Below are 24,350 nucleotides of genomic sequence, written 5' to 3'. Positions count from 1 at the left end.
GTGACAAATGAAACTAACCCGTATCTTGTTCCTGCTCATCTGGTTGGTTACCTTCGGGTTGCCAGACGCGTCGGGAGCCGACAAAGACCCGTTGAGCCAGTCCCTCCGGATTGACCACATCGGGGTCGATGACGGCTTGACGCAGGGCTCGGTGTATCATATCCTCAACGACAGCCGGGGGTTTCTCTGGCTCGGTACGCAGGATGGTCTGAACCGGTACGACGGTGCCCATTTTCGGCATTACCGCCCGAACGTGCGCGACTCCAGCGCGATTGTCGGCATCAATGTGTCCGGCATTGTGGAGGACAAAAACGGCAACCTCTGGGTCGGCACCGAATACGGCCTGAACTACTACGACCGGGCCACCGACCGCTTCACCTGTCTGTATTCGTACTCGAAAAACAAAAAACCGCTCAAGAGCAAAACCATTCCGTTTTACGCCAACGGGCAGGAGGTCCTGTATTACAGCGAAGCCGAAGGCATGGTTTCGCTCACGATCAAGACCCGCCAGAAACTGGTGCTGGACCCCACCATCCGCCCCACCCACGAATACGATCAGCTGAATTCGACGGTTCGGACGCCCCTGGGTGATGTCTGGCTGCATGCCCCAACCGGTTTGATTCGGTACAACCTCTACGAACGCAAAGCCCATTATTATTTCAGCAACCATCCGGCCAACGAAGCCGGGCCGTCGATGGGCGTTTTTTCGTTTCACTGCGACACGGCGGGCGTGGTCTGGCTCGGCACCGCATCCGGCCTGATCCGGTTTGAGCCACAAACCGGTCGTTATCAGAAATTTATGCCCACGGAGGGCCGTACGCTCACCTCCATTTACACGATTGCCGAAGATCAGGACGGGCGGTTGTGGCTAGGGACGCAGCGCGCAGGCATCTGGCTGTTTGATAAATCCGCCGGGCGGTTTAGTCAGGTGGGCGGTTTTACGAACAGCTCCCGGCAATTGTCGGACTACGAAATCTGCAAGATACACATCGACCGACAGGGCATCATCTGGGCCAATACCGACCCCGACGGCCTGGCGCGAATTGTGCCCGGCACCACGTTTTTCGGGGGAATGGCCGTTTCGCAGAATGAACCGCACCAGGCCAAAGACCCCACCACACTCAGCCATTTTGTGGTGCGCGGGTTTCTGGAAACGTCGCCGACGGAAATGTGGATTGCCACCGAACGGAGTCTCGATGTGCTCGACCGGGCGCAAAACCGCATTATCCGGCGGTATCTGACCCAGGCCATTCGCAGCGATCTGCCCTCGCGGACCCTCATCAAATGCCTTTATAAAGACCCCCAGGAGCGCATCTGGGTCGGGACGAACGGGGGCGTTTTTACCTTCGATAAAGCAACCTCTAGCTTCCGTAAAATCGCGTTGCCGGGCTCGGCCAACAGCAAGGTGGTCGAAAATTTTGTGCGCCGTTTGCTGGCGATTGATAACAATACGATGCTGGCGGCTACGGAAGATGGCCTGTTTCTGCTCGATGTGCGTCAGAAGAAATTTACGATCCTGCCAACGCTCTCGCACCAGAATATTTTCAGTCTCGCGAAGGACCGCGCCGGGCGTTACTGGGTGGGCACGTATTCGGGCGGTTTTTACTGCTACGAACGGCCACCAATCGGGAAGCGCGCCCAACCGCAGCGCATTGTTCACGGGCTGGATGGCTACACGGTTTTGCACTTTTACGAAGACCCGGTGCAGCCGATTGTCTGGATGGCAACGGACAAAGGACTGGCCGCCCTAAGCACCCGCACGGGCCGCATCAGCATTTTTGATCACCAGCAGGGCCTGGCCAATCCGTTCGTATACGGTATTTTGCCCGATCACCAGAACCGGTTGTGGGTGAGCACCAACCGGGGCATTGCGTTTTTTAATCCGGCTTCGAAAACGTTTAAAAACTTTGACCTGACCGACGGGTTGCAGGGCTACGAATTCAACGGGAACGCCTATTTCCGAACCCGGGATGGCGAACTGTTTTTCGGGGGCGTCAACGGGTTCAACCGGTTTTATCCCGAACAGTTCCGGACGAGTTCCTACATGCCGGCGGTGCACATCCATAAACTGAGCGTCAACGAAGAACCGTACGAGTCGGAGGGATACATCGGGGAAATGTCGCGGATCGAACTGCCTTATGATCAGAATACGGTGGCGCTCGAGTTTACGGCGCTCGATTATTACAGCAACGGCCGAAACGCGTATCAGTATCAGTTGGTGGGCTACGATGACCGCTGGGTAAAATCCGGGGGTGATACCTACGTCCGGTACGCCAACCTGCCGCCGGGAACATACATTTTTCGGGTAAAAGCCGCCAACAAAGACGGGCAGTGGAGCCCCAAGATCAAGCGGTTGACGGTGGTGATCCAGCCGCCGTTCTGGCAGCGGGCCTGGTTTCTGGTGCTGCTCGGCCTGTTGATTGGCGCCATCGGTTTTTACTGGCTGCGCCGGCGCGAAAACCGGATTCACCGGCAACACCAGCGCAACACCCGGCTGGCGGTCGAGTTGCAGGAACAGATCAAGAAAAACCTGGCCCGCGACCTGCACGATGAAATCGGAACCCAGCTGGCCACGCTCAAACTGTACGTTAGTCGCCTGTCTGATCCGCCGGGTCAGCCCCTGCGGTCGACCTCGCTGAGCGATCTGGCCCGGCAACTCATCAGTGATATTATTGGGAACATCCGGAATCTGCTGCGCGAACTGAGCCCGCGGACGCTCGAACAGTACGGGTACTCGGCGGCTGTGGAAGAACTGCTTTCCCGCATCGATAAATCGACGCTGGAAACGCACTTCTGGGCCGACGAACTGCCGTCGCGGCTGGAGGCCGAAACCGAACTCATGCTCTACCGGATTACGCAGGAACTGCTGAATAATACCCTGAAACACGCCAACGCCCGCCAGGTCAGCATCCGGCTCGTGTACGAAGAACCGCTGCTGAAATTGTATTACAACGACGACGGACAGGGTTTTGATTACAAGGAAGCCCGGCGTGGTCTGGGCATCGGTAACATCGAATCGCGGGTGGCCCTGATCAACGGCGAGATCGAATGGCAGTCGGCACCCGGCGAGGGAACCCGCGCCATCGTTACGCTGACGTTCCGCCCGTCGAACCGGTTTTTGTCGTTAAACCGGCTGGAGCGTTCTTTTCGGAAAGTGACGGCCTTGTTTTAACCAGTTTAAGGGGTATGACCGATTTACGCATCAACGGACGAGTTTGGCTGGAAGCGCAGGAGCGGTTTTTTGGGATTGGGCGCATGGAACTGCTGGAACGGATTCAGCGAACCGGCTCGATTAACCAGGCCGCCAAGGAAATGAAAATGTCTTATAAAAGGGCGTGGGAACTGGTTCAATCTATGAATAGCCAGGCCGACGCTCCGCTCGTGAGCACCCAGACCGGTGGGGAGCGGGGCGGGGGAACCGTAATTACCGAAGAAGGAATTAAATACCTCGCTTATTACCGCGGACTTCAGGAGCGTTTTCAGCAATTTCTGGCGCAGGAACTTCACTATTTGCCTTCATAACTGCGAACGGCTTTCATCTTTAGAAAGCAATTAACGCTGGCTTTCGACGTATAGACAAACCGGTGTTTTTTGTCCGGATTTTCCGTTTATTTTTCTGCCCAAACCGGTAGTCTGCGTCTTCTTTTTAGCCTTCAGGTCATTATTTTTTGAAATTATTATTTTCTGATAAACGGTCGTTTTTCCCCAAAAACGCGCTTTTCCTGTCCCGTTCCCTCGGATAGTAGCCTGAAAAAAAATAATTCGATATTTCTGAAATCCAAAAATCGGGCTGGCTCGTTCGTATGGTTGTCTTGCAAGGAACACCATTTATACACCCAATTTCCAAATAATCTTTTCTTATGGAAGAATTAACAAGTACCTCTACCCCCAAAAAAGGCCCGAGCGTACCCGCTGTTCCATCGGTTGAACGACGGATGTTTCTGCGTGCTTTAGGCTTGACAACGGTTTCGGCCGGCGCTTTTCTGACTGCCTGCCAAAATTCGCTTACCGAAACTGCGCCCAAGCATTCAGGTGCCCGGATAACGGCAGCTGGTGTCAGCTTCGGAACGGGCGATATTGCCATTCTGAACTACGCCTACGCTCTTGAGCAGCTGGAAACCGCTTTCTACATGGCCGTAATCCAAAAGAAAACGTTCGCTGCGGGTAGCAAAGAGGAAATGATATTCATGGATATTCATGATCACGAACTGGTACACCGGGAGTTTTTCAAACTGGCGATTCCGGATGGAATGCGGATCACCGATTCACTGGAGTTTGACGTGAGCAGCATCGATTTCACCAACCGTCGGGAAGTGCTGAACACGGCCCGGGTGCTGGAAGATACGGGTGTAGCGGCTTACAACGGCGCGGGTCCTTTGATCTCGAACACGGAAACGGGTCAGCTTTACCTGACGCTGGCCGGAAAAATCGTATCGGTAGAAGCTCGGCACGCTTCTTTGATCAGCTCGGTCCTGCAACCGAACGGAGCCCTGTTTGCCGGGGATTATGTGGTGGATAACAACGGTTTGGAAAGATCGCTTACCATAATGGAAGTGCTGGGCAGAGCCGGTAAATACATCAAAACAGAACTCGATCCTACTTCTCTGTTGGCACTCGAAGCATCCAAATCTTAAACCTTACGAACGATCATGAATCTCTTAGGAATATTTGCACACTTCGAAAAAGCAGATCCGGAAATTGGTGAGAAAATCGCCTACTCGCGCCGGAAAATGTTGAAAACTACGTCCGTAGCGGCTGCGGCTACTCCGCTGTTCTTTGCGGCTACAGTCAATAAAGCTTTCGCAGCAACGGGCTGTGCGGGTGACGCCATTGCCATTGCCAAGTTCGCCCTGACGCTGGAATACCTGGAACGTGATTTTTACCGGGCCGCTCAGTTCAAAGCCGGTTTGTTGCCGTCGGGTACGCGGAATTATGTCGTCCAGATCGCCAAGCACGAGTCCCAGCACGTTGATCTGCTCGAAAGCGTATTAGGTCTGAAAAAGAACGAGTTACAGCCCAAGTACAACACGGCTACGTTGAATGCAGCTCTGGCCGACTACCCAACGTTCCTGACGTATGCACAGGCACTGGAAGATACCGGTGTTCGGGCGTATAAAGGCCAGGCGGCCTGCTTGCTGGCAGAGGGGTCGGCAACTTCCAAAATGGTATTGCCGGTAGCGCTGCGGATTCACTCTGTGGAAGCGCGTCACGCGGCTGCGGTCCGTTACATGCGGGATCTGCGGGTTTGGGCGTCAGCGGGTAAAAACGGCATGGAAGCAGATCCGAAAGTGTATGAAGGCGAAGACCAGACGACACAAGCGGGTGTTGATTTGGTCGGTTACTTCAACATGGAAGTAAACAAAATGAAATTGTATGGCCAGAATAAAGTCGAACAAACCGTAGTAGAATCGTTCGACGAACCGTTGACTGCCGAGCAGGTACTGGCCATTGCCGGTCCGTTCTTCGCACCAATGACTTCGATGTAAGTTTGATTTGGAAATACATTTTAAAAAGGCTGACCCGATGGGTCAGCCTTTTTGCATTTAGGGCTAAAGTTACTGGGGCTAACTGCCCGGTTTTCAGTTCCAGTATTTAAAAAGTGAGCGGGCGGTAAGTAACAAAAGCTTGAGCGGTTTAAAAAAAGATCAAACTAGGGCAGAATTAGGTTATAGGTATTAAATAAAAAGAATAAAATCGGATTTTATGAGTAGAATACATATGTTATTAAGTTGATTTTAAAGTAAAAAGTAGGTGTAGGATTTGATATTGTTCGGGGCTGATCCTGTCGCATTTATCCGTAACCCGATGCGGTTTTTAAAGGCATTTTATAATTATTGGGGCTGCCGGTGCGATTAGTTTTTTAAAAATTAATTTATACCTATTTTCACGCCCGAAACCACCATCTCTATGCCCAGACTTGTACAATTAACTACCTTTTCAGCCGAAAAGGGCGATCTTACCGTATTTGAAAAAATCTTACCGGGTCAATTAAAAAGGGCTTTTTACATCTACAACGTAGCGACCGCCTGCCAACAACGCGCCCTGCACGGCCACCGAAAAGAATCCAATGCGCTTATTGCCCTGTCGGGTCAATGCCGGATTTTTGTCACTAACGGAAATCAGGAATCGTATTATCAGCTCGATAAACCGGATGAATGTCTGGTAGTTGAACCGGGCGATTGGCATATTATCGATGAGTTTTCCAAAGAGACCATACTGCTTGTGCTTTCGAACGAGTATTATGATCCGTCTGATTACTTTTTCGATCGTCCATGATTCCGCATTTAGATCTCAAGCTGGTAAACGAGCCGTATAAAACCGCCTTGCTGGAAACCGCCAGTCGCGTCATCGCTTCGGGCTGGTATGTGCTGGGGCGGGAAGTGGAAACCTTTGAAAAGAGCTTTGCCACCTATTGCGGAGCGAAACACTGCGTGGGGGTTGGGAATGGTCTCGATGCCATCAATCTGATTTTCAGGGCGCTGGATTTTCCGCCCGGCAGCGAAATCATCATACCGGCCAATACCTATATCGCCACCATTTTACCCATTACAGCCTTGCAGTTAGTGCCGGTCTGGGCCGAACCGGACCCCCGGACGTATAACCTGAGCGCCCGGCAGATCGAACCCTTAATTACCGAAAAAACCCGGGCCATTGCCGTTGTTCACCTTTACGGGCGATGCTGTGATATGGCTCCCATTCGGGCGCTGGCCGATCAATACGGCCTGAAACTCATTGAGGATGCGGCTCAGGCCCACGGGGCAACCTACCAAAACCGCAAAGCTGGGAATCTTTCGGACGCTGCGGCTTTCAGCTTTTACCCGACCAAAAACCTGGGCGCTCTGGGCGATGCGGGCGCAGTGGTCACCAGCGATGATGCGTTGGCGCAGCAGGTTCGGTTATTGCGGAATTACGGGTCGGAACAGAAATACATTCACCGGATTCCGGGTCTGAACAGTCGGCTGGACGAACTGCAGGCGGCTTTTCTGAGTGTGAAATTACCGCATCTGGATGCCGACAATCGGCGACGGCAAGCCCTTGCGCGCCGGTATCTGACCGAAATCCGGCACCCGCAACTGACGTTACCACCCGCCGACGGGCTGGATCAGGATGTCTGGCATTTGTTTGTCGTCCGCCATCCGCAGCGCGACGCTTTTATGGAGTATCTGCGGCAGAAACAGATTGGAACGGCGGTTCATTACCCCGTAGCTCCGCATCAGCAGGATGCCTACGCCGAATACCGCCACCTGGCTTTACCGCTGAGTGAACAACTGCATCGCGAAGTGCTGAGCCTGCCGCTCAACACCACCCTGACCGATGCCGAGGTGGAATACATCATCGAAACCATCAATAACGCCCCTGTGTGATGCTACTCTCTGTCATTATCCCCGTTTACAACAGCGAACGAACTATTTTGCCGCTGGTGGAATGCTTGACGGCCGAGCTGGCTGCCTACCCGTTTGAGATTGTGCTGGTGAACGACGGCAGCCGGGATGCCTCCGAAGAAATCTGTGAATCCCTGGCGCGGCATTACGATGAGGTTCAGTTTGTGTCCTTGCGCAAAAATTTCGGCGAGTTTCACGCCGTCATGTGCGGGCTGAACTATGCGCGGGGGGAATACTGCGTCATTATCGACGATGATTTCCAGAATCCTCCGCAGGAAATTATCAAACTGCTGCGGGCGGCCGAGCAGGGCCAGTACGATGTGGTCTATTCGCAGTATGAAAAAAAGAACCACAACCGGTTTCGGAATCTGGGCAGTTGGCTGGTAAACCGCCTGACATCCTGGCTGTTGCAAAAACCGTCGGATTTATACCTGTCGAGTTTTAAATTGTTGCGGCAGGCCGTGGTTCAGGAAATTATCCAGTACAGAGGTCCTTACCCGTATCTGGACGGCCTGATTTTCCGGACAACCCGCAACATTGGCCGCGTGGTGGTGCAGCACGAAAAACGGCAGGAAGGCGGTTCCAATTACACCCTGAAACGGCTGATTTCCCTTTTTCTGACCATCATTTTCGGCTTTTCCGTTCAACCGCTCCGCCTGCTGACGGCCCTGGGCGGTTTTCTGATCGGACTGAGCGTCGTGGCCGGGCTGGCCGAAGCCATCAGCGCAACCCTGACGCAGCATCTTCCCAAAACCGATCACCTGATCTGGCTGACGGTCTGCCTGGTGGGCGGTATTCAGCTTTTCGGAATGGGCCTGCTCGGCGAATACGTGGGCCGGCTTTTTATGCAGCAAAGCGGCTTACCGCAGTACGTCGTCAAATCGGAACATTTCAACTATGATCGGAAAACGGAGCGAGTACGAACGTATGTACCAAGTGGAGCGTAAACTCTGGTGGTACCGGATTCTGCATCACAAAGTCATTCAGCAAATTCAGGCGTATTTCCCGGATACAAAAGCCATTCACATTCTGGATGCCGGTTGCGGAACCGGCGGTTTACTCGATTCGCTCCGGCAGGCCGGTTACGCCAACACGGTCGGTTTTGATGCCTCCCCCGATGCGGTTTCGTTCAGCCGGGAGCGGAAAATCGCCGTCGAACTGCACGATTTGCGGGCCATTGCCGCCTTCCGGCCCGGCGAAACCTTCGACGTCATTGTCTGCGATGATGTGCTGTATTTTTTCGATGACGAACAGATTCGGCGGATCCTAAGCGGCTTCCGGCAGCGACTCCGTCCGGGCGGTATTTTCATCAGCAATAACAACGCTTTTCCGGCGCTGCGCGGCACCCACGACATTGCCCTGACGATTTCCCGGCGGTTTGTCAAACCCGAACTGGTCCGCTTCGCCCGGCAGTCCGGGTTTTCGCTGCAACGGATTTTTTACTGGAATTTTCTGCTGACCATGCCGATCTGGCTCGTCCGGAAAGGGCAGTTGCTGCGCTGGCGACTCCGTCCGGAGCAGCCCGTTCAGTCGGATGTACGAATGCCTCCATCCTGGCTGAACGACCTGCTGTTCCGGTTGATCGAACGGGAAGAGCGCCTGATTCCGACGCCCCCGTTCGGCAGTTCGCTTTTCACCGTCATGCGCTGATGGAAACCGTAGTTTATGCGCTGCCGTTCCGGTTTTTCAGTGCGTTCATCCTGCTTGGGTGGAGTGCCGCCGTCGGGTGGAAGGCGGTTTTTCCGGCTTCGTTCCCCCGGTTTTCAGGCCGGTTTTTTGTCGGTATTTCGTTTGTTCTTTTCATCACGATTCGCCTGTTGTATCTGCCGGATCGGGAGCAAAATGTAGACACCAGCACCTGGATTGCGACGGCCTTGACAGTCGGGCAGGCCGACGACCCGGTTTATACGCTGTTCAATTATTCGGATGGCCGACCGCTGGCCGTGCTGCCACTGGTGCTGGTCGAGTGCCTGGGGGTGCCGCTCGATTACCGGCTGACCGATTTCGTGGGTGTGCTGCTCTGGTGCATCACGCTCGGGCTGTTCGGACGAATCATCAGAAAGGATCTTTCCGCCGAAACCGCCCCCTTGCTCGTCTGGCTGCCGATTCTGCTGCTAAGTACCGTCTGGGAGCACGATTTTGCCAGTTTCAATACGGAAGTGACCGGGAATCTCTGGCTGGTGCTGGGCTTGTTCTGGCTAGTCCGTTTACCAACTCAATCGGTATTGGCGGTCCTCGGCCTCGGTTTTTGGCTGGGTTGCCTGCCGTTTGTGAAGTTCCAGACCGTGCCAATGGGGCTGGTGTTTGGCTTGTATGCGGCTTGGAAATGCTACCGCGACCGGCGGTTTGCAGCCTTGTTGGGATTGCTGACGGGAGCCGTGTTGCCGGTGTTGCTGCTGGCGGTTTTTTATGCCGCTCACCACGATCTGGAATCGTTCTGGGGGGATTATTTCAGCAATTATTTTGTCTATTCGTACACCAGTGAATACTCGGATTTATCGCCTTGGGAGCGGTTTTCGCCGGTGCGCATCGGCCGGTATCTGTTTCATTCGTACAAGATTGCTTTCTACTGGATTGGTATTTTCGGCGGTATTCTGGCCGGTTTTGGCTTCCTGAGTCGTGCTGCCGGTTTTCTGAAACCGGAACGGAAAGAACGGCTGGGGTTCGGCCTGATCTGGCTGGCGGCCAGTTTCTACGCTGCGTTGCAGGCGGGTAACACTTATCCGCATTACCTGCTTTTCCTGCTGTTGCCGAGCCTGTTTGTGCTGGCGGTTTTGTGCGCCGGCATCGGTCCGGACCAAACGCGGCTTCTCCTGCCGGTTTGTCTGGTGGTGATTGCCGGTCAGGCGGTTCTGAACACGGTTTATCGAAAACCGCTTTCCCGTCACCCCGGCGAACCGTTGTTTCAGCAGCTTACCACCGAAATTCAAAACTGCAGCCAGCCGCACGAGCGGCTGGTGCTCTGGGGCTACCTCGACCGGCTGCACGTTTCCGCCCGGCGACCGATGGGGTACCGCAATTCCAACGCGTTTTGGGTGTATTACCCAACCTCAACGCGGCCGTTTCGGATGCAGGAATTTCTGCGCGATCTGGACCGGAACAAACCCCGGCTTTTTGTCGATGTGATGTCGCCGAGAATCGCAATGTTTGCGGACGAAGCCTTCCGGTTCGAGAAATTTCCGGCCATTGACGCCTACATTCAGCGGCATTACCGGCTGGTGAAAACCGTCGAAGAGGTCCGGATTTTTGAGCGAAAACCGGCCAAAGTCACAGACTAATCGCCTGTTGGCCTTCTTTTAACACAACGGTTTTTCCTTTCCACTTCAGCGTTCCGGTTAAGCCTTCGGGCAACGTGACGGTTCCTTTCAGGCCACCGGTGGGCGTTTTGTCAAACCGCACGGCAATCTCGCCCGCCGGGTGCGGCATGGCGCCTTCCGCGAATTGCAGGTTGCCGAGGTAGGGCGTAATGACCACGGTTTGAAAACCGGGTGAGGCTGGATTGATGCCGCAAACCGTCGACAGAAATTCGTAGTTCGGGGCCGCGCTCCAGGCGTGGCAGTCGGAGCGGGTCGGCTCGGGATTTTCGGCAAAGGTCGTCAGGCCCATCGCCAGCATATCGTGCCACGGTTTCAGCATCGGCAGAAACTGATCGGCCATCCCGGTTTTTTTCAGCGCCTGAAACAGGTAAAATTTAAAGTAAAACGTGGCCTGAATCAGACCGGACGGTCCCTCGCCCCGGTCGCTCATCACTTTCTGCATCAACGCCTTTTGCTGCGCCACCGGCACGGCGTCGGTCAGAATGGCCCAGATGCTGGCGTGCTGGCTGAAACCGGTTTTGTCGGGCGTATCGGCCATCAGGCCCCGGCCCGCATCCCAGCACCGTTCGTAGACCGTCCGGGCCAGGCGGTTGCCCACGGCGCGGTAATGTTCGGCCTGCTGGTTTTTGCCGTAATGGTAAAACACCTGCGCAATCCGTTGCATCGTATACGCCTGTTGCAAGGTCAGAATGGCCGAACCGCCTTTTCGCGCGCCCTTCGGCACCCCGCCCATGCCTTCGTCCGGCGCTTCCCACTTCGCCCAGTCGACGAAGTTCCACCATTCGAGCGGACCGTTCAGACCGTTGGTCGCCAGGCGTTTTTCGTGCCAGTCCAGCACACTTGTGATGCCCGGAATCAGGGATTCGACCAGTTTATCGTCCGTGCGGTGCATCCAGTAATCGTGCACCATCGTAACCCAGAACAGCGAAAACGGCGGAATCACCTGAAAATCCGCGCTCGGATAGCGGCTTTGCGTCAGCCCGTCGTTGAACCGGCTGTGGTCGAAATCCAGGATCGCTTTCCGCATCAGCCGGTCGTCGCCGGTAACATAAAGTGAAATCAGCGACTGAATGCGTGTGTCACCGGTGTATTGCAGCTGCTCGTAATACGGACAATCGTAGTAGGTTTCGCCCGCGCACAGGCGCGCCGTTCGCCAGCCGACCGTCCAGATGGTTTTCAGACTTTCATCGCTGCTGGCAAACCGGGCTTTTTCCTGAAACGGATAGCCCGTAAAATGCCCCTTCAGGTCGTGAATTTCAACCGGGTCGCCTTTGGTTTCGATGGTCAGTTGCAGATACCGGTACGTCCGGAAAAGCAGCGGCCGGAAGGTGCGTTTCTGGCGGCTGCCATCGCCGATGAACTGGTCTTCAAAACCGATCAACTGTTTGCCTTCCACCTGATTACGGTTGCCTTTCTGCCGTTTTTCGTCCACCATCGCTTCGGCGTAGGCCATTGTAATGACCGCATCTTTTCCCCGGCTGACGGTCAGTTCCGGAAAGGCGTTGGTCAGGTAACCCTGATCGAGCAGGATGACGGCTTTGTGGTTCCGGTGCACCGTGAAGGCATTTTTACCCTGCAAAAAATCATCATCGACGTCGATACCTTCCGCCCGCCGGACCGTCGCCAGCCGTTGCGGGGTTTCTTCCATGAGCGGGATGGTCCGCGGCACCAGATTCCAGTTGCCGTCGGTGCCGAGGCCGCGCGGTTTGGCCGGCCAGCCCACCGGTTTGGCGGGCGACCAACCGGCGTCGTCGAAGGCGGTTTCTTCCCAGCCCCAGGGGTATTTCGCACCATCGACCCGGTCGCCCGCGCCGACGACGATGTAGGTTCGAAGTTTCGGAATGTCGTTGATTACCGGCGAATAGGCCGGATTTTGGTAGATTTTCCAGGTATTGTTCGTGTTCACCACCTGCTCGGCGTCGCCCTCGCCCTGCACGATGAACCCAAACTGGTAATTCATCTGAAAAAACGGCGCGTATTCGGCCATGTAGGTCACCACAGCCGCCAGCGTGTTTTTGCCGGTGGTCAGATAGGGCGCCAGGTCGACGGTTTCGTAATTCCAGTTTTGCAGATCGCTGCGGGCCGGGCCCGACACCACGGCCTTGCCGTTGACAAACAGCCGGTAGCGGTTGTCGCCGGAGACGTTGACGATGAAGCGAGCCGGTTTTTGCGCCAGCTCGAAATTCTTCCGGAAATGGTACACGCCGTACGCCCGGATCGGTGCCGTCGGGTGCCCGATCCACTGCGCCTTCCAGAAGTCGGTTTGCCAGCGGGACGGTCCGCCGGGGCGGCTGGAGGGAGGGGCGCTGGGGGATTGGGCGAAGGAAAGCGAAGCGAAGAGAACAAAGAAAAAAAGCAGCCGGGTTTTCATAAAGCTTGAGCCTGTCAGAATCGTGCCGCAAGATAAGGACAAATCCGGGTGATCGTATCGTGTGCTGTCGCGCTTGTTTTTCTCAAAGCCGCTCAATCAACTCCGCGACTTTCCGCACCGGCTTGCCGCTGATGTGGTCGATGATGGATTTGGCGTGGTCGCGGCCGTTTTCGATGAACACTTTTTCGGTGTAAATCCCGGCCATGACGGTGCCGCAGACGTACAGGCCCGGCACGTTGGTTTCAAAGGTTACCGGGTCGTAAGTCGGCACCTGCGTTTCCGGATTCAGCGCAACTCCGCACTCCTTCAGCAGGTCGGCGTCGGGGGTGTAGCCGGTCAGAATCAGGACGAAATCGGCGGGAAGTTCGCTTTCTTCGCCGGTTTGCAAATTGGTCACGCAAACTTTGCCGGACTCGATGCGGGTGACGCAGGTGCTGAACCGGGTGTGAATTTTGCCTTCTTTCACCCGGTTTTTGACGTCGGGCACCAGCCAGTATTTAACGGTTTTCCGGAAATCGTCGGCCCGGTGAATCACCGTCACGTGCGCATCGGCGCGGTAGAGTTCCAGCGCGGCTTCCACCGCCGAATTCGACGCGCCCACGATGACCACGTTCGTGTAGGAATACTGAAACGGTTCGTCGTAATAATGCGTGACGTGCGGCAGGTCTTCGCCCGGAATCTGGAGCGAGCGCGGTTTGTCGAAATAACCCGTCGCCAGAATCACCCTGCGCGACTGGTAGGTCTGGCCGTTGGTGGTAAAAACCGTAAACAGCTCGCTGGTTTCGTCGTCGTCGCCGGACGGCTGGTAGCGCGTGACGTGCTTGACTTCCGTGAAGAGCTTGAAGTTCAGGTTGAAATAACCGGCGACTTTGCGGTAATACTGGAGGGCTTCGTTGCGGTTGGCTTTCACGCCCGCAATCGGAAACGGAAGGCCGCCAATTTCAATATTTTCGGCGGTGGAGAAAAACCGCATCATTTTCGGGTACCGCCGGATGGACTCGGTCAGGCTGCCTTTTTCCAGAATCAAATGACTCAAACCGGCTTTGGACGCTTCAATGCCAGCCGCCAGGCCACACGGTCCTCCGCCAATGATAATTACGTCGTACATAGTTGGGGGCTCGGTTGAGCAGGTTGGATCAGCGAGCTATCATTAGAATACCAAAAAGAACCAAAGAAGTTCTGACCGAAGGGAGATTTTCCCGAAATTACGTCGTGAAGCGGTGGGGAAATGCCGGATGCCAAAGGTAAACTGTCGATTAGCAAATGGGAACGTGTTTTCGAATTCCGCATTTTTACATTCGCCATTCTACAGTTTACCTTTGGCATTCCTTTTTTCTCTTAGCGGGGAAAGGGCCCTGTCCCTTACATTTCCAGTAAAAACCGGGTCTGGGCGAGCGCGGAATTTTGCTGCGGTTTTTATTTCTTCACATTTGACTTAAATTTGGTTGGACAGGCATGCCCTGTACCGTTTGGCTCTTCCAATCGCCTGAAAGGTTCAGTCAATCCATTGCTTACCCTGCATTTTCCGTAACGAATGGCGTCAGTTTTAATTCTTTTTGCGCATCCCGCCCTCGAAAAATCGCGGACCAACCGGATTTTAATGGGCGCCTGTCAGTCGGTGGCCTCGGACTCGGTCACGATTAATGATCTCTACGAAGAATACCCGGATTTTGACATCGACGTGGACCGGGAACAGCAGTTGCTGCTCGATCACGACTACATTATTCTGCACCATCCCTTCTACTGGTACAGCTCGCCCGCGATGGTGAAGCAGTGGCAGGATCTGGTGCTCGAACACGGGTGGGCGTATGGCCGGGAAGGCAACGCGCTGGTCGGTAAAAAAATCTTCAACGTCATTACGACCGGCGGACCGCGGCAGGCTTACGAAGAAGAGGGGTATAACCGCTTTACGCTGCCGCAGTTTCTGGCCCCGTTCGACCAGACGGCGTTTTTGTGCAAGATGGTCTACCTGCCGCCGTTTGTGGTCCACGGCACCCACCGGCTGACCGAAGACGAAATGCACCGGTATGCCCAGAAGTACAAAACCCTGCTGACGATGCTGGCCACCGACCAGATTGATGTGGAGGACGTCCGGAAGCGTTCGTATATGAATGAAATACTTGTCGATTAATCACTACTTATGAACCAATCCATTCTGATTCAGGCCATTATTTACCTGGCCTCGGGCGTCTTGTTTGTTCCGATTGCCAAACGGCTGGGGCTGGGGTCGGTGCTGGGCTACCTGCTGGCGGGCGTCGTGATCGGTCCGGCGGTGCTGGGGCTGGTGGGCGACGAAGGGCAGGATATCATGCACTTTGCCGAATTTGGCGTCATCATCATGTTGTTTCTGGTGGGGCTCGAACTGGAGCCCGAGCGGCTCTGGAAACTCCGCGTTCCGGTGCTGGGGCTGGGCGGTTTGCAGGTGCTGCTGACGGCGGTTCTGGCCGGCGGAATTGCCTTTCTGACCGGTTTGCCGTGGCAGCCGGCGCTGGCACTGGGCATGATTCTGGCCATGTCGTCGACCGCCATCGTGCTGCAAACTCTGAACGAAAAGGGCCTGATGGCGACCGCAGCCGGTCAGAATACGTTTGCGGTTTTGCTGTTTCAGGACATTGCCGTCATCCCGATTCTGGCGATTATGCCGCTGCTGGCGACGTATCCGGTGGCCGCCGAAACCGATCACCACGCGCATTTTTCGCTGGTCGACGGGCTGCCCGGCTGGTTGCGTCCGTTCGTGGTGGTGGGCGCCGTGGTGGTGCTGGTGCTGATGGGGCGGTACGTGATGGGTACGGTTTTTCGGATCATCGCCCGCACCGGTTTGCGGGAAGTATTCATTGCCACGGCTTTGCTGATGGTCGCCAGCATTTCGGTTTTGATGGAAATGGTGGGGCTGAGTCCGGCGTTGGGGGCGTTTGTTGCGGGCGTGGTGCTGGCCAACAGCGAGTATAAACACGAACTGGAAAGCGACATTGACCCGTTCAAGGGCCTGCTGCTCGGTTTGTTTTTTATCTCCGTCGGGGCCGCCATCAATTTCGAGCTGATCGCCCGCAATCCGTTGCTGGTCGTCGGCCTGGTGGTGGGAATCATGCTCGTTAAAGCCCTGGTTCTGGCGGTTTTAGGGAAGGTGTTCAAGCTCCAGACGGATCAGAATCTGCTGTTTTCGCTCGGACTTTGCCAGGTGGGCGAGTTTGCGTTCGTGCTGTTTTCCTTCGCGTTGCAGAACGGGATTCTGGCCCGGGAAGTCGTGGATCTGATGACGGCGGTGGTAGCCATCAGCATGGGCCTGACGCCGGTGGTTTTTCTGCTCAACGAAAAGCTGCTGTTGCCCCGTTTGGGAACGAAAAAAGTGGCTGACAAAGAGCAGGATACCATTGAAGAAAAGAACGCCGTGATCGTTGCCGGTTTTGGCCGGTATGGCAACATCGTCGGGCGGTTTTTGCGGGCCAACAACATCGGAACCACGGTGTTGGATTTCGATTCGGATCGGGTCGATACGTTGCGGAAACTGGGCATGAAAGTGTATTACGGCGATGCTTCGCGCTACGATCTGCTGAAATCGGCGGGGGCTGCGGAGGCCCGGCTGCTGATTATTGCGCTGGATTCGCCGGAAAAAGCGCTGGATCTGGTCGAAACCGCCAAAAAGCATTTTCCGCACCTGCAACTGCTGGTGCGGGCCGCCGACCGCGACGATGCCTACGAACTGCTGGATGCCGGGATCGGCCATGTGTACCGCGAAACTATCGACAGTTCGCTTCGGATGGGGGTCGATGCGATGACGCTGCTGGGCTTCCGGGCGTACCAGTCGCAGCGGGCGGCCCGCCTGTTCCGGAAACACGATGAGCGGAACCTGACCGAACTGGCCGCCCTGCGGCACGACCGCAAGCAGTATTTCAGCAGCGCCCGCCAACGCATTCGGGAACTGGAGGAACTGCTTAGCTCGGACACCAACGACCGCTGGCTGAAAGACGTGGAGGATGGCTGGGACCCCGAAACGCTGCGGAACGAAATCCGGCAGATGTATAAATGACAAGCCGGTTTTGAGCCGAAAACCGTGTTGCTGAACCGCTGCCCTAACAGTCGCCCAACGCGCTGACGTTCACGCTTATTTCGATGTTTGCTACTATCCCAAAGGATACCGGTATCCTTTGGGATAGTAGTATCTTTTGTATAGTAATGCCGTCTACTTTTGCTGGGAAGTCTTTCAAACACGATCGGAAGGCTTCAGGATCTAGCCAAATTAGCCATGAATACGAAATTTAAACGAATTGCCACCCTTATTCTGACGGGCCTTGCCAGCGGAATGGTGGTGCTGAGCGGTATTATGAAATTGTCCGCTTCGCCCGAAGTGACCAGTGGATTGACTGCGGCCGGGGTCGGTCCCTATATTTCAACGCTGGGTATCATGGAAATCGTCTTTGCCGGACTTTTCATCTACCCCAAAACCATGAAGCTGGGCTTTATTCTGTTGTGCTGTTACTTCGCCGGGGCGATGGCCACCGACCTGTCGCACGGAAAACCGCTGGCCAATGCGGCTTCGGTGCTGGCGCTGATCTGGGTTGCGGCTTTTCTGCGGGAACCGGCGATCTTTCTGCCGACGTCCGTGCGCAGACCGGCTTAAAACCGGACTGCCGGAATCCTGCCGCCCGGCGGTTGTGAAATTTTCTTCCAGAAGCTCCTCGACGGGAGCTTTTTGCTTTTAGCAAAACGGCAGGTTCTGAATCGGGTTCGTCAAAATTCTGATTTTCGCCGAGTTGTGTAATGCAACAAGCCGCCAGTCGTCTTTACGGTTTAACCCCAATTTTCACCGCGATGGCGTGGATTACTGCGAATTCATGGGTACCTGTTCTTCTTATTATCTGGGTTCAGCAGCCCTTAAAAGCCCAAAATCCCGCTTCCCGAGCGGTTCAGGATTCAATTCTGGAGAAATACGCTACCGATTATTTAAAAAAAGAGGGCACGGTTGGGATCTCCATTGGCCTTGTGAATAACGGAAAAACGGCCCAGTATCATTGGGGCGAGACCGAAAAAGGAAACCGAACGGCCCCCGATTCCACCACGCTTTACTCGCTTGGTTCCATTGCCAAAACCTTTGCCGCTACCCTACTCGCTCAGGCCGTCGTTGATAAGAAATGTACGCTGCGGGACGATATACGCACGTATCTGCCGGATCGTCTGGATTTTTCCAACCTCAGTTACGGGGGTAAACCCATCCAACTGCTGCACCTGTGCAATCATACGGCCCGGATTCCATCCCAACTGGCCAACCTTCCTGCCAACTGGAACACCCGGTCCCCGGAAGAGAAATACCACTACAAAAAGAACTATACCGCTCCGGATTTTTTGAAAGACCTGCAACACTGCCGGATCGATACCCTGCCCGGCACCAGGTACGACTACTCGAATGCCGGCGTTAAACTGTTAACGCTCATTATAGAGCGGCTGTACCATCGGCCTTATGCGGCCTTGCTGGAAGAATATGGGCAAAAAGAAATCGGCTTATTGAACACCAAAGTGTTTTTAAGTCCGTCGGATTGGACCCGGTTTGCCAGTGGCTCGCAGGATAAGGAGGTGTTGATCCGAACCAAGGATCGGGATGATTTTACCAGTGGGCCGGTTTTGAATTCAACGGTGAGCGATATGCTCCGGTATCTGACGTTCCAGATGACCGAAAAAAACCGGGTTGTTCAATTAACGCATCAGAAAACCTGGGAAGATTCGAACGGTATCCGGATGGGTTTGATCTGGCGCCTGGGCAGGCTTACCGCAACGGAAGACTCTTTTTTTCATAGCGGGCAGGGGTGGGGCTGCATGAGTTTTTGCATTTTCTCGGTCAAAAGAAAAACCGGGGTGGTCGTTCTGGTAAATGATACGACGAATCAAAAAAGGCTGATTGAGCTGGGGAAACGCATTTTTCAGGAGGTCGTCAAGGGGCGATAAGGCAATCCAAGCCGTTTGGCCGGATGATAAGCGGGGCAGAATGTCGATTCGCAATCTGTTTGGTCCGGTTTCCGCTGACTGGTGTTCGTTTTCGGAAATGTAGTACGGCTTTTAGCACCGAAATTCCCCCTCGGTCAACGCACCCGGATTGGTGATGAACGCGGGCAGAGGGTCACGAGCCAGCGGCTGACGCCCGGCAATCCGTCGATCCGGTTTGATGTCGTCCTGCCGGTGGCCGGGAGCCATCCTGAGCCGCAGCGCAGAAAGTAACACAAGGAACTTATCGCGGCAATTGTTAACTTGCTATAGAAAATAAAGCCGTATCCATCTGTGCAAGCGCTGCCCCTGACCTTTGCTTTCGACGAAGAAACCACCTATTTCGCTGACCTGATCATCCCCGTTCCGATTCCGAAACTATTCACCTACCGCGTGCCGCGCGACATGGTGGAGCGGCTCAGAGTGGGAGCGCGGGTGATTGTACCGTTTGGCAAAAACCGGGTGTATACGGCGGTGGTGGGGCGCATTCACCACCAGCCCCCCAATGCGTATCAGGCCAAATACATTCTCGAACTGCTCGACGAATACCCGCTGATCACGGGGTACCAGCTGGAGCTGTTCGAGTGGATGGCCGAATATTACCTCTGCAACATTGGCGACGTGCTGAACGTGGCGCTGCCGTCGGGACTGAAAATTACGAGCCAGTCGAAAGTGCAGTACAATCCGGATTTTGATTACCCCGACTTGCTGACGGAGGAAGAAGAACGCTTGCTGGACGAGCTCAAAAAGCACCCGGCCCTGTCGTATGAAGAACTGGGGCGGCTGGTTGGGGAAACCAACGTGCCGACGACCATCAAATCGCTGGTGGGGAAACGGGCGGTGATTGTGTTCGATGAAGTCCGGGAAAAATACGTGCCGAAAATGGTGCGGAAAGTCCGGCTGACGGGTCGTTACGAAAACCGGGAGCAGGTGCTGGCGTTGATTAACGGACTGGAAAAGTCGCCGAAGCAGCAGGAGGTGGTGATGAAATACCTGAGCTACGTGCCGGTGCAGAACAACCCGATCCTGAATCGCAAGGGGCTCGACAAAACCGTGTTGAACCAGGACGATGAAGTATCGCAGTCGGCGTTGCAGACGCTGATCAAAAACCAGATTTTTGAGACGTTCGAAGTGATCGTGCCGCGGTTTGGTGAAGACGATAAGCCGAGTGTCGAGGTTAAACTAACTGATATTCAGCAGCGCGCCTGTAACCAGGTGCTGAGCCATTTCAACGAAAAAGACATTGTGCTGCTCCACGGGATTACCGGCAGCGGAAAAACCGAGGTGTATGTTAACCTGATTCAGACGGCCTTGGAAAGTGGTTCGCAAGTGCTGTACCTGCTGCCCGAAATCGCGTTGACGACCCAGATCGTCGTCCGGCTGAAAAAGGTGTTTGGCGACAAAATGGGCATTTACCACTCGAAATTTTCGGACAACGAACGCGTCGAGGTCTGGAAGGGCATTGTGGACGGGCAGTACCAGTTTGTGGTGGGCGTCCGGTCGGCGGTTTTTCTGCCGTTCGATAACCTGGGGCTGATCATTGTGGACGAGGAACACGAAACGTCCTACAAACAGCACGACCCCGCTCCGCGCTACCACGCCCGCGATGTGGCCATGATGATTGCGCACTGGCAGAAAGCCAAAGTGTTGCTCGGCTCGGCCACGCCCTCCATCGAAAGTTATTACCACGCGCAGCAGGGCCGCTACGGCCTGGTGGAGTTGCTGGAGCGCTACGGCGACGCCATGCTGCCCGACATTGTGCTGGTCAACACGCGGATCGAGAAGCAGCAGAAGAAAATGAAAAACGAGTTTTCGTCGGTTTTGCTGGATCATCTGCACCACAACCTGGAGCGGAAGGAGCAGAGCATTCTGTTTCAGAACCGGCGCGGCTATTCGCCCTACCTGCAATGCGAAGATTGTGAGTGGACGAGCCGGTGCCCCAATTGCGACGTGAGCCTGACCTACCACATGCGCGACGCCGAACTGCGGTGTCACTACTGCGGCCACCGCGACCCCGTGCCGAAAAGTTGCCCGGCCTGCGGTTCGTTCAAGGTGCGGACGATCGGTTTTGGAACCGAAAAACTGGAAGATCAGTTGCAGATTGTGTTTCCGGACGCCCGGATTCAGCGGATGGATCTCGACACGACGCGGGCCAAAAACGCGTACCAGCAAATCATTTCGGAATTTGAAGGCGGCAACGTCGATATTCTGGTTGGCACCCAGATGATCAGCAAAGGGCTGGATTTTGGGAACGTCAGTCTGGTGGGGATTTTCGACGCTGACCGGATGATTCACTACCCGGAGTTTCGGGCCGTGGAGCGGGCGTTTCAGATGATTACGCAGGTGAGTGGCCGGGCCGGACGGCGCGCCGACCGCCGGGGTAAAGTCCTGATTCAGACCAGTAACCCGCAGCAGGCGGTTTTGCTGAGAGTGCTGGAAAATGATTACAAAGGCTTGTTTGAAGAAGAAATTGTGGAGCGGCAGAATTTCAACTATCCGCCGTTTTCACGGCTGATCAAACTCACCGTTCGGCACAGCGAACAGAGTATCAGTTTGCAAGCGGCCCAGCGGCTGGTGACCCAACTGACCGAAAAGCTGGGCGATTCGCGGGTGCTGGGGCCGGAAGTGCCGTTGGTGGAGCGGATTCGCAACCAGTTTTTATACACGGTTTTAATCAAGCTCGAACGCAGCATCAGCCCCAAAGCCGCCAAGGTTTTTGTGCTCGAAAAGATCAATGAACTGTTGAGCGACAAGGGCCTGAAAGCCGTATCGGTGGTAGCCGACGTGGATTGCCTCTAGCTCCGTACGGGCTATCCAGAGTCGGGCTTGCAGCGTTGGATGGATTGGGTGGTATGGAGTACTAGCGCCGATGCAGGCTCTGGTACAGCAGTCCGCTATAAATAACGACCTGAACCCGGACCAGCAGCGCGTAACAGCTCAGTTTGAACAGGATCAACGGCTTGTTCTGGAAAATAAGCAGCAACAGGATCTTCAGGGCCATGAGCGTCGTGCCAAATGCAGCTGATGAGGTGATTTTCATGGGTTTACGAAAGAGCTTGCCGAAAGAGTTCTTCCCGATTGCGTAAAATACTCCGGCTCACCTCCGACCCGCAACTGCCTGCACTGTGCGAACAGAAGGCCCGCAGACTCGTTGGCAACGCATCGTATTTGGCCAGCGCCATCAGCCAGCGGTTCCGGTCCTGATACGGTGCCAGCAGCGCCCGGGCGCGGTTCAGGTTGCGGTGTTGACGGGGCTTCCAGACGGGGCGTTGGTCATACACCACGCCTTCGCCGTTCAACAGATCCGGAAGAGCCTGCGGAGGAGCCAGCGGTAACAATTCCGCCAGCAGAAACAGGCCCAGTTCCACATTCAGCAGGCGATTGGCCAATTGGCCGGGCAGTTCATGCTGAAACCGGAGTTGAGAAGCCAGCGGCTCTTGCCAGTGCAACGAAAACGGGCTCAACTGGCGAGCGAAGGGAGCGTTGGAGATGGGCAGTGCGTTCATACGTGTGTTGTTTACTGTCGGCCAGGTTGGCTGTTGATCATAACAAAAATGCACCCGGAAGAACGTAATCTTTTTACGTTGTCAACTATTTTTCAAACTTTTTTTTCACCCCAGTACTTTTCGCAAAACCGCCAGCCGATTGCGGGAAAAGCCCACGGTTTTTAAGCGAAAACCGCTGCGGTCGTGGCTGATGTCATACGCCTGAAGGTGGACCGGGGCAGCCACGTACGTTTCCAGGAGCTGAAGCCAGCGCGGAGAATGGGTCAGGTGCGTCAGCAAAGCCAGTCCGCGATTGCGCAGCTTGTGCTACCGGCTTGTCCAGCCCGGACTGCCGTTGTTCAGCAAACCGGGCAGCGCGTCGGGTGCAGCAGTTCGGCGAGCAGAAACAGGCCCAGTTCAACATCCAGAAGTTGGCGGGCCGACAGCCGGGTGGCCCGCCGGTGGCTGCGTTGAACCGTCGCGTGGGTGGCGTTTGGGGACTGCGGGGTGGAAAGAAGCGTGTTCATGAGCGTGTTGTTTACTGTCGGTTGGGAATTGGAACGGGACAAAATTGACGCAGCCAGAACGTAATCTTTTTACGGTCTTCTGTTTTTCTGCAGAAAAAATCTGCTTCTTTGCCGGGACAAACGTTTGGTCCGATGCCCATAACCCGTTCCGCTTTCCAACGCTATCGCCTAATTGACGAGGTGATTAGCCGGTATCCCCGCCGGTATTCCAAACAACGCCTGTTTGAGCTACTCCGCGAACATTGCGGCATTCGGTCGGTGTCGTCGCTGGAAAAAGACATCCAGCGGCTGCGCGAAGACCACGACGCGCCGATTGCGTACGACAAACGCAGCAATGGCTATTATTATACCGACCCCCAATTCCGGTTGCTGCGGCTGATGCTGACGCCCGACGACATGGAAGCACTCGATTATGCCCGCGAGGTGCTGGCGGCCACGCAGGGTGCGCCCGTGGTGGCTGAGCTGACCAACGCCCTCCAAAAAGTGCGGCAGAGTCTGGATATTGTGCGGGAAGTCCGGCCCGAAGACGGTCGGGCGTCGAACCGGAAAGTGGTTTATGTGGAGGAGAAAGTGCTGGGTGGAAACCGGCAATACGTCCCGGTTTTGATCCGGGCCGTCAACCAAAACCGGCAGGTCGAATTTCGGTACCACAAGCACGAAACGGCCGTTGCGCCGGCCGAAGCCGCGCCGACGGTTCCGGAGAAACTGCGCACGCTGCACCCGATTCTGCTGCGGGAGGTGGCCGACAGCTGGTACATCATCGGTTTTGACGACGCGACGGGAAAGGAACGCACCTACGCCCTCGACCGCATGAGCGACCTGGAGATTCTGGATGAACCCTGCGCCGTACCGGATGCGGTTTTGGCCTACGTGTCGGAATTTTTCGAACACATTTACGGCATTACGGACACCAGCGACCCAGTGGAAGACATTGTGCTGTCGTTTACGCCCCTGTTTGGCCGGTATGTGAAAGCCAAGCCGATTCACCAGACGCAGGCGGTTTTGCGCGACGACGAAACCGAGTGCATCGTTCGGCTGCGGTTGGCGCCCAACCGCGACCTGATGATGCATCTGCGCAGCTACGGCGAACACCTGACCGTGTTGAAGCCCGAAAGTCTGGTCAGGGCGATGACGGAGTCGCTACGGGCGATGCTGGAACGGTACGGAGAAAACCGCATCTAAAAACAAAACCGCCGAACCTAAATGATCACTGATCCGCTGATAAAGCCTCGCTAATTGTTTTTATAGAAGATTTTGACGCTGTTGTCGAGTGATTGATTTCTGCATTGGAATTC

General features: G+C 55.2%; 22 protein-coding genes. 15 read left to right on the top strand and 7 right to left on the bottom strand.

The genetic code is table 11. From position 1 onward, the window contains the following. The first annotated feature begins 7 nt into the window (after window positions 1-7). The 9 genes from ACYVHX_RS14435 (at window position 8) to ACYVHX_RS14395 (ending at window position 10,660) form a co-directional block, all read left to right on the top strand. Complete coding sequence (locus ACYVHX_RS14435; protein ID WP_460672357.1) at window positions 8-3,172, top strand: ligand-binding sensor domain-containing protein; 3,165 nt, start codon at window positions 8-10, stop codon at window positions 3,170-3,172. 14 nt (window positions 3,173-3,186) lie between these two features. Beyond that, window positions 3,187-3,522 carry a winged helix-turn-helix domain-containing protein gene (locus ACYVHX_RS14430; protein WP_460672356.1) on the top strand — a complete coding sequence of 112 codons (336 nt, stop codon included), beginning with the start codon at window positions 3,187-3,189 and terminating at the stop codon, window positions 3,520-3,522. 338 nt (window positions 3,523-3,860) lie between these two features. Beyond that, the gene (locus ACYVHX_RS14425; protein WP_460672355.1) at window positions 3,861-4,634 is read left to right on the top strand and encodes a ferritin-like domain-containing protein; all 774 of its coding nucleotides are present in this window, start codon (window positions 3,861-3,863) and stop codon (window positions 4,632-4,634) included. 15 nt (window positions 4,635-4,649) lie between these two features. Next, window positions 4,650-5,486 (top strand): ferritin-like domain-containing protein, encoded by an 837-nt coding sequence (locus tag ACYVHX_RS14420; protein ID WP_460672354.1) that lies wholly within the window; start codon window positions 4,650-4,652, stop codon window positions 5,484-5,486. 421 nt (window positions 5,487-5,907) lie between these two features. Further along, window positions 5,908-6,276 (top strand): sugar 3,4-ketoisomerase, encoded by a 369-nt coding sequence (locus tag ACYVHX_RS14415; protein WP_460672353.1) that lies wholly within the window; start codon window positions 5,908-5,910, stop codon window positions 6,274-6,276. Further along, entirely contained in the window at window positions 6,273-7,364 is a 1,092-nt protein-coding gene (locus ACYVHX_RS14410; protein WP_460672352.1) for a DegT/DnrJ/EryC1/StrS family aminotransferase, read from the top strand. The genes ACYVHX_RS14415 and ACYVHX_RS14410 overlap by 4 nt, the downstream gene beginning before the upstream one ends. Then, window positions 7,364-8,329 (top strand): glycosyltransferase family 2 protein, encoded by a 966-nt coding sequence (locus tag ACYVHX_RS14405; RefSeq protein ID WP_460672351.1) that lies wholly within the window; start codon window positions 7,364-7,366, stop codon window positions 8,327-8,329. The genes ACYVHX_RS14410 and ACYVHX_RS14405 overlap by 1 nt, the downstream gene beginning before the upstream one ends. Further along, window positions 8,310-9,032, top strand: a complete 723-nt coding sequence (locus ACYVHX_RS14400) for a class I SAM-dependent DNA methyltransferase (protein ID WP_460672350.1) — start codon at window positions 8,310-8,312, stop codon at window positions 9,030-9,032. The genes ACYVHX_RS14405 and ACYVHX_RS14400 overlap by 20 nt, the downstream gene beginning before the upstream one ends. Continuing rightward, window positions 9,032-10,660, top strand: coding sequence for a hypothetical protein (locus tag ACYVHX_RS14395; protein WP_460672349.1), 1,629 nt, complete (start codon window positions 9,032-9,034; stop codon window positions 10,658-10,660). The genes ACYVHX_RS14400 and ACYVHX_RS14395 overlap by 1 nt, the downstream gene beginning before the upstream one ends. On the opposite strand, the gene ACYVHX_RS14390 is transcribed toward ACYVHX_RS14395, so the two are convergent. Together ACYVHX_RS14390 and ACYVHX_RS14385 are read right to left on the bottom strand one after the other, a co-directional pair. Beyond that, a complete protein-coding gene (locus tag ACYVHX_RS14390) occupies window positions 10,650-13,070 on the bottom strand; it encodes an alpha-L-rhamnosidase-related protein (protein ID WP_460672348.1) in 2,421 nt (806 codons plus the stop codon). The two genes, ACYVHX_RS14395 and ACYVHX_RS14390, sit on opposite strands and share 11 nt — an antisense overlap. 82 nt (window positions 13,071-13,152) lie before the next feature. Further along, window positions 13,153-14,178, bottom strand: coding sequence for a YpdA family putative bacillithiol disulfide reductase (locus tag ACYVHX_RS14385; RefSeq protein WP_460672347.1), 1,026 nt, complete (start codon window positions 14,176-14,178; stop codon window positions 13,153-13,155). A gap of 426 nt (window positions 14,179-14,604) precedes the next feature. Here ACYVHX_RS14385 and kefF point away from each other — a divergent pair, with 426 nt between their 5' ends. The 4 genes from kefF (at window position 14,605) to ACYVHX_RS14365 (ending at window position 19,007) form a co-directional block, all read left to right on the top strand. After that, complete coding sequence (kefF, locus tag ACYVHX_RS14380) at window positions 14,605-15,201, top strand: glutathione-regulated potassium-efflux system oxidoreductase KefF (RefSeq protein WP_460672346.1); 597 nt, start codon at window positions 14,605-14,607, stop codon at window positions 15,199-15,201. 9 nt (window positions 15,202-15,210) lie between these two features. Further along, entirely contained in the window at window positions 15,211-17,097 is a 1,887-nt protein-coding gene (locus tag ACYVHX_RS14375) for a monovalent cation:proton antiporter-2 (CPA2) family protein (protein WP_460672345.1), read from the top strand. 216 nt (window positions 17,098-17,313) lie between these two features. Further along, a complete protein-coding gene (locus ACYVHX_RS14370) occupies window positions 17,314-17,688 on the top strand; it encodes a DoxX family protein (protein WP_460672344.1) in 375 nt (124 codons plus the stop codon). Window positions 17,689-17,879: 191 nt separating this feature from the next. Next, window positions 17,880-19,007, top strand: coding sequence for a serine hydrolase domain-containing protein (locus ACYVHX_RS14365; RefSeq protein WP_460672343.1), 1,128 nt, complete (start codon window positions 17,880-17,882; stop codon window positions 19,005-19,007). 111 nt (window positions 19,008-19,118) lie between these two features. Here ACYVHX_RS14365 and ACYVHX_RS14360 read toward each other — a convergent pair whose 3' ends face one another. Then, window positions 19,119-19,280, bottom strand: a complete 162-nt coding sequence (locus tag ACYVHX_RS14360) for a hypothetical protein (protein WP_460672342.1) — start codon at window positions 19,278-19,280, stop codon at window positions 19,119-19,121. 57 nt (window positions 19,281-19,337) lie between these two features. Here ACYVHX_RS14360 and priA point away from each other — a divergent pair, with 57 nt between their 5' ends. After that, window positions 19,338-21,842: a replication restart helicase PriA gene (priA, locus tag ACYVHX_RS14355; protein ID WP_460672341.1), complete on the top strand. Its 2,505-nt coding sequence runs from the start codon at window positions 19,338-19,340 to the stop codon at window positions 21,840-21,842. Between the two features lie 61 nt (window positions 21,843-21,903). On the opposite strand, the gene ACYVHX_RS14350 is transcribed toward priA, so the two are convergent. The 4 genes from ACYVHX_RS14350 to ACYVHX_RS14335 form a co-directional block, all read right to left on the bottom strand. Beyond that, on the bottom strand, window positions 21,904-22,083 hold the full coding sequence (locus ACYVHX_RS14350; protein WP_460672340.1) for a hypothetical protein: 180 nt from the start codon (window positions 22,081-22,083) through the stop codon (window positions 21,904-21,906). 4 nt (window positions 22,084-22,087) lie between these two features. Then, entirely contained in the window at window positions 22,088-22,549 is a 462-nt protein-coding gene (locus ACYVHX_RS14345; RefSeq protein ID WP_460672339.1) for a pPIWI_RE_Z domain-containing protein, read from the bottom strand. 105 nt (window positions 22,550-22,654) lie between these two features. Further along, window positions 22,655-22,828 carry a hypothetical protein gene (locus ACYVHX_RS14340; RefSeq protein ID WP_460672338.1) on the bottom strand — a complete coding sequence of 58 codons (174 nt, stop codon included), beginning with the start codon at window positions 22,826-22,828 and terminating at the stop codon, window positions 22,655-22,657. Between the two features lie 59 nt (window positions 22,829-22,887). After that, window positions 22,888-23,055: a hypothetical protein gene (locus ACYVHX_RS14335; protein ID WP_460672337.1), complete on the bottom strand. Its 168-nt coding sequence runs from the start codon at window positions 23,053-23,055 to the stop codon at window positions 22,888-22,890. A gap of 132 nt (window positions 23,056-23,187) precedes the next feature. On the opposite strand from ACYVHX_RS14335, the gene ACYVHX_RS14330 reads away from it, so the two are divergent. Next, entirely contained in the window at window positions 23,188-24,237 is a 1,050-nt protein-coding gene (locus tag ACYVHX_RS14330; RefSeq protein WP_460672336.1) for a helix-turn-helix transcriptional regulator, read from the top strand. The last annotated feature ends 113 nt before the right edge of the window (window positions 24,238-24,350 follow it).

This window comes from Larkinella ripae (assembly GCF_054780775.1).
This window is presented reverse-complemented; position numbering and strand designations above follow the sequence as displayed.

Coding starts and splice junctions, on each gene's coding strand:
- ACYVHX_RS14330 (WP_460672336.1), top strand. CDS start 23,188: ATGCCCATAACCCGTTCCGCTTTCCAACGCTATCGCCTAATTGACGAG.
- ACYVHX_RS14335 (WP_460672337.1), bottom strand. CDS start 23,055: ATGAACACGCTTCTTTCCACCCCGCAGTCCCCAAACGCCACCCACGCG.
- ACYVHX_RS14415 (WP_460672353.1), top strand. CDS start 5,908: ATGCCCAGACTTGTACAATTAACTACCTTTTCAGCCGAAAAGGGCGAT.
- ACYVHX_RS14410 (WP_460672352.1), top strand. CDS start 6,273: ATGATTCCGCATTTAGATCTCAAGCTGGTAAACGAGCCGTATAAAACC.
- ACYVHX_RS14435 (WP_460672357.1), top strand. CDS start 8: ATGAAACTAACCCGTATCTTGTTCCTGCTCATCTGGTTGGTTACCTTC.
- ACYVHX_RS14420 (WP_460672354.1), top strand. CDS start 4,650: ATGAATCTCTTAGGAATATTTGCACACTTCGAAAAAGCAGATCCGGAA.
- ACYVHX_RS14385 (WP_460672347.1), bottom strand. CDS start 14,178: ATGTACGACGTAATTATCATTGGCGGAGGACCGTGTGGCCTGGCGGCT.
- kefF (WP_460672346.1), top strand. CDS start 14,605: ATGGCGTCAGTTTTAATTCTTTTTGCGCATCCCGCCCTCGAAAAATCG.
- ACYVHX_RS14375 (WP_460672345.1), top strand. CDS start 15,211: ATGAACCAATCCATTCTGATTCAGGCCATTATTTACCTGGCCTCGGGC.
- ACYVHX_RS14350 (WP_460672340.1), bottom strand. CDS start 22,083: ATGAAAATCACCTCATCAGCTGCATTTGGCACGACGCTCATGGCCCTG.
- ACYVHX_RS14395 (WP_460672349.1), top strand. CDS start 9,032: ATGGAAACCGTAGTTTATGCGCTGCCGTTCCGGTTTTTCAGTGCGTTC.
- ACYVHX_RS14405 (WP_460672351.1), top strand. CDS start 7,364: ATGCTACTCTCTGTCATTATCCCCGTTTACAACAGCGAACGAACTATT.
- ACYVHX_RS14400 (WP_460672350.1), top strand. CDS start 8,310: ATGTACCAAGTGGAGCGTAAACTCTGGTGGTACCGGATTCTGCATCAC.
- ACYVHX_RS14390 (WP_460672348.1), bottom strand. CDS start 13,070: ATGAAAACCCGGCTGCTTTTTTTCTTTGTTCTCTTCGCTTCGCTTTCC.
- ACYVHX_RS14345 (WP_460672339.1), bottom strand. CDS start 22,549: ATGAACGCACTGCCCATCTCCAACGCTCCCTTCGCTCGCCAGTTGAGC.
- ACYVHX_RS14430 (WP_460672356.1), top strand. CDS start 3,187: ATGACCGATTTACGCATCAACGGACGAGTTTGGCTGGAAGCGCAGGAG.
- ACYVHX_RS14365 (WP_460672343.1), top strand. CDS start 17,880: ATGGCGTGGATTACTGCGAATTCATGGGTACCTGTTCTTCTTATTATC.
- ACYVHX_RS14370 (WP_460672344.1), top strand. CDS start 17,314: ATGAATACGAAATTTAAACGAATTGCCACCCTTATTCTGACGGGCCTT.
- ACYVHX_RS14425 (WP_460672355.1), top strand. CDS start 3,861: ATGGAAGAATTAACAAGTACCTCTACCCCCAAAAAAGGCCCGAGCGTA.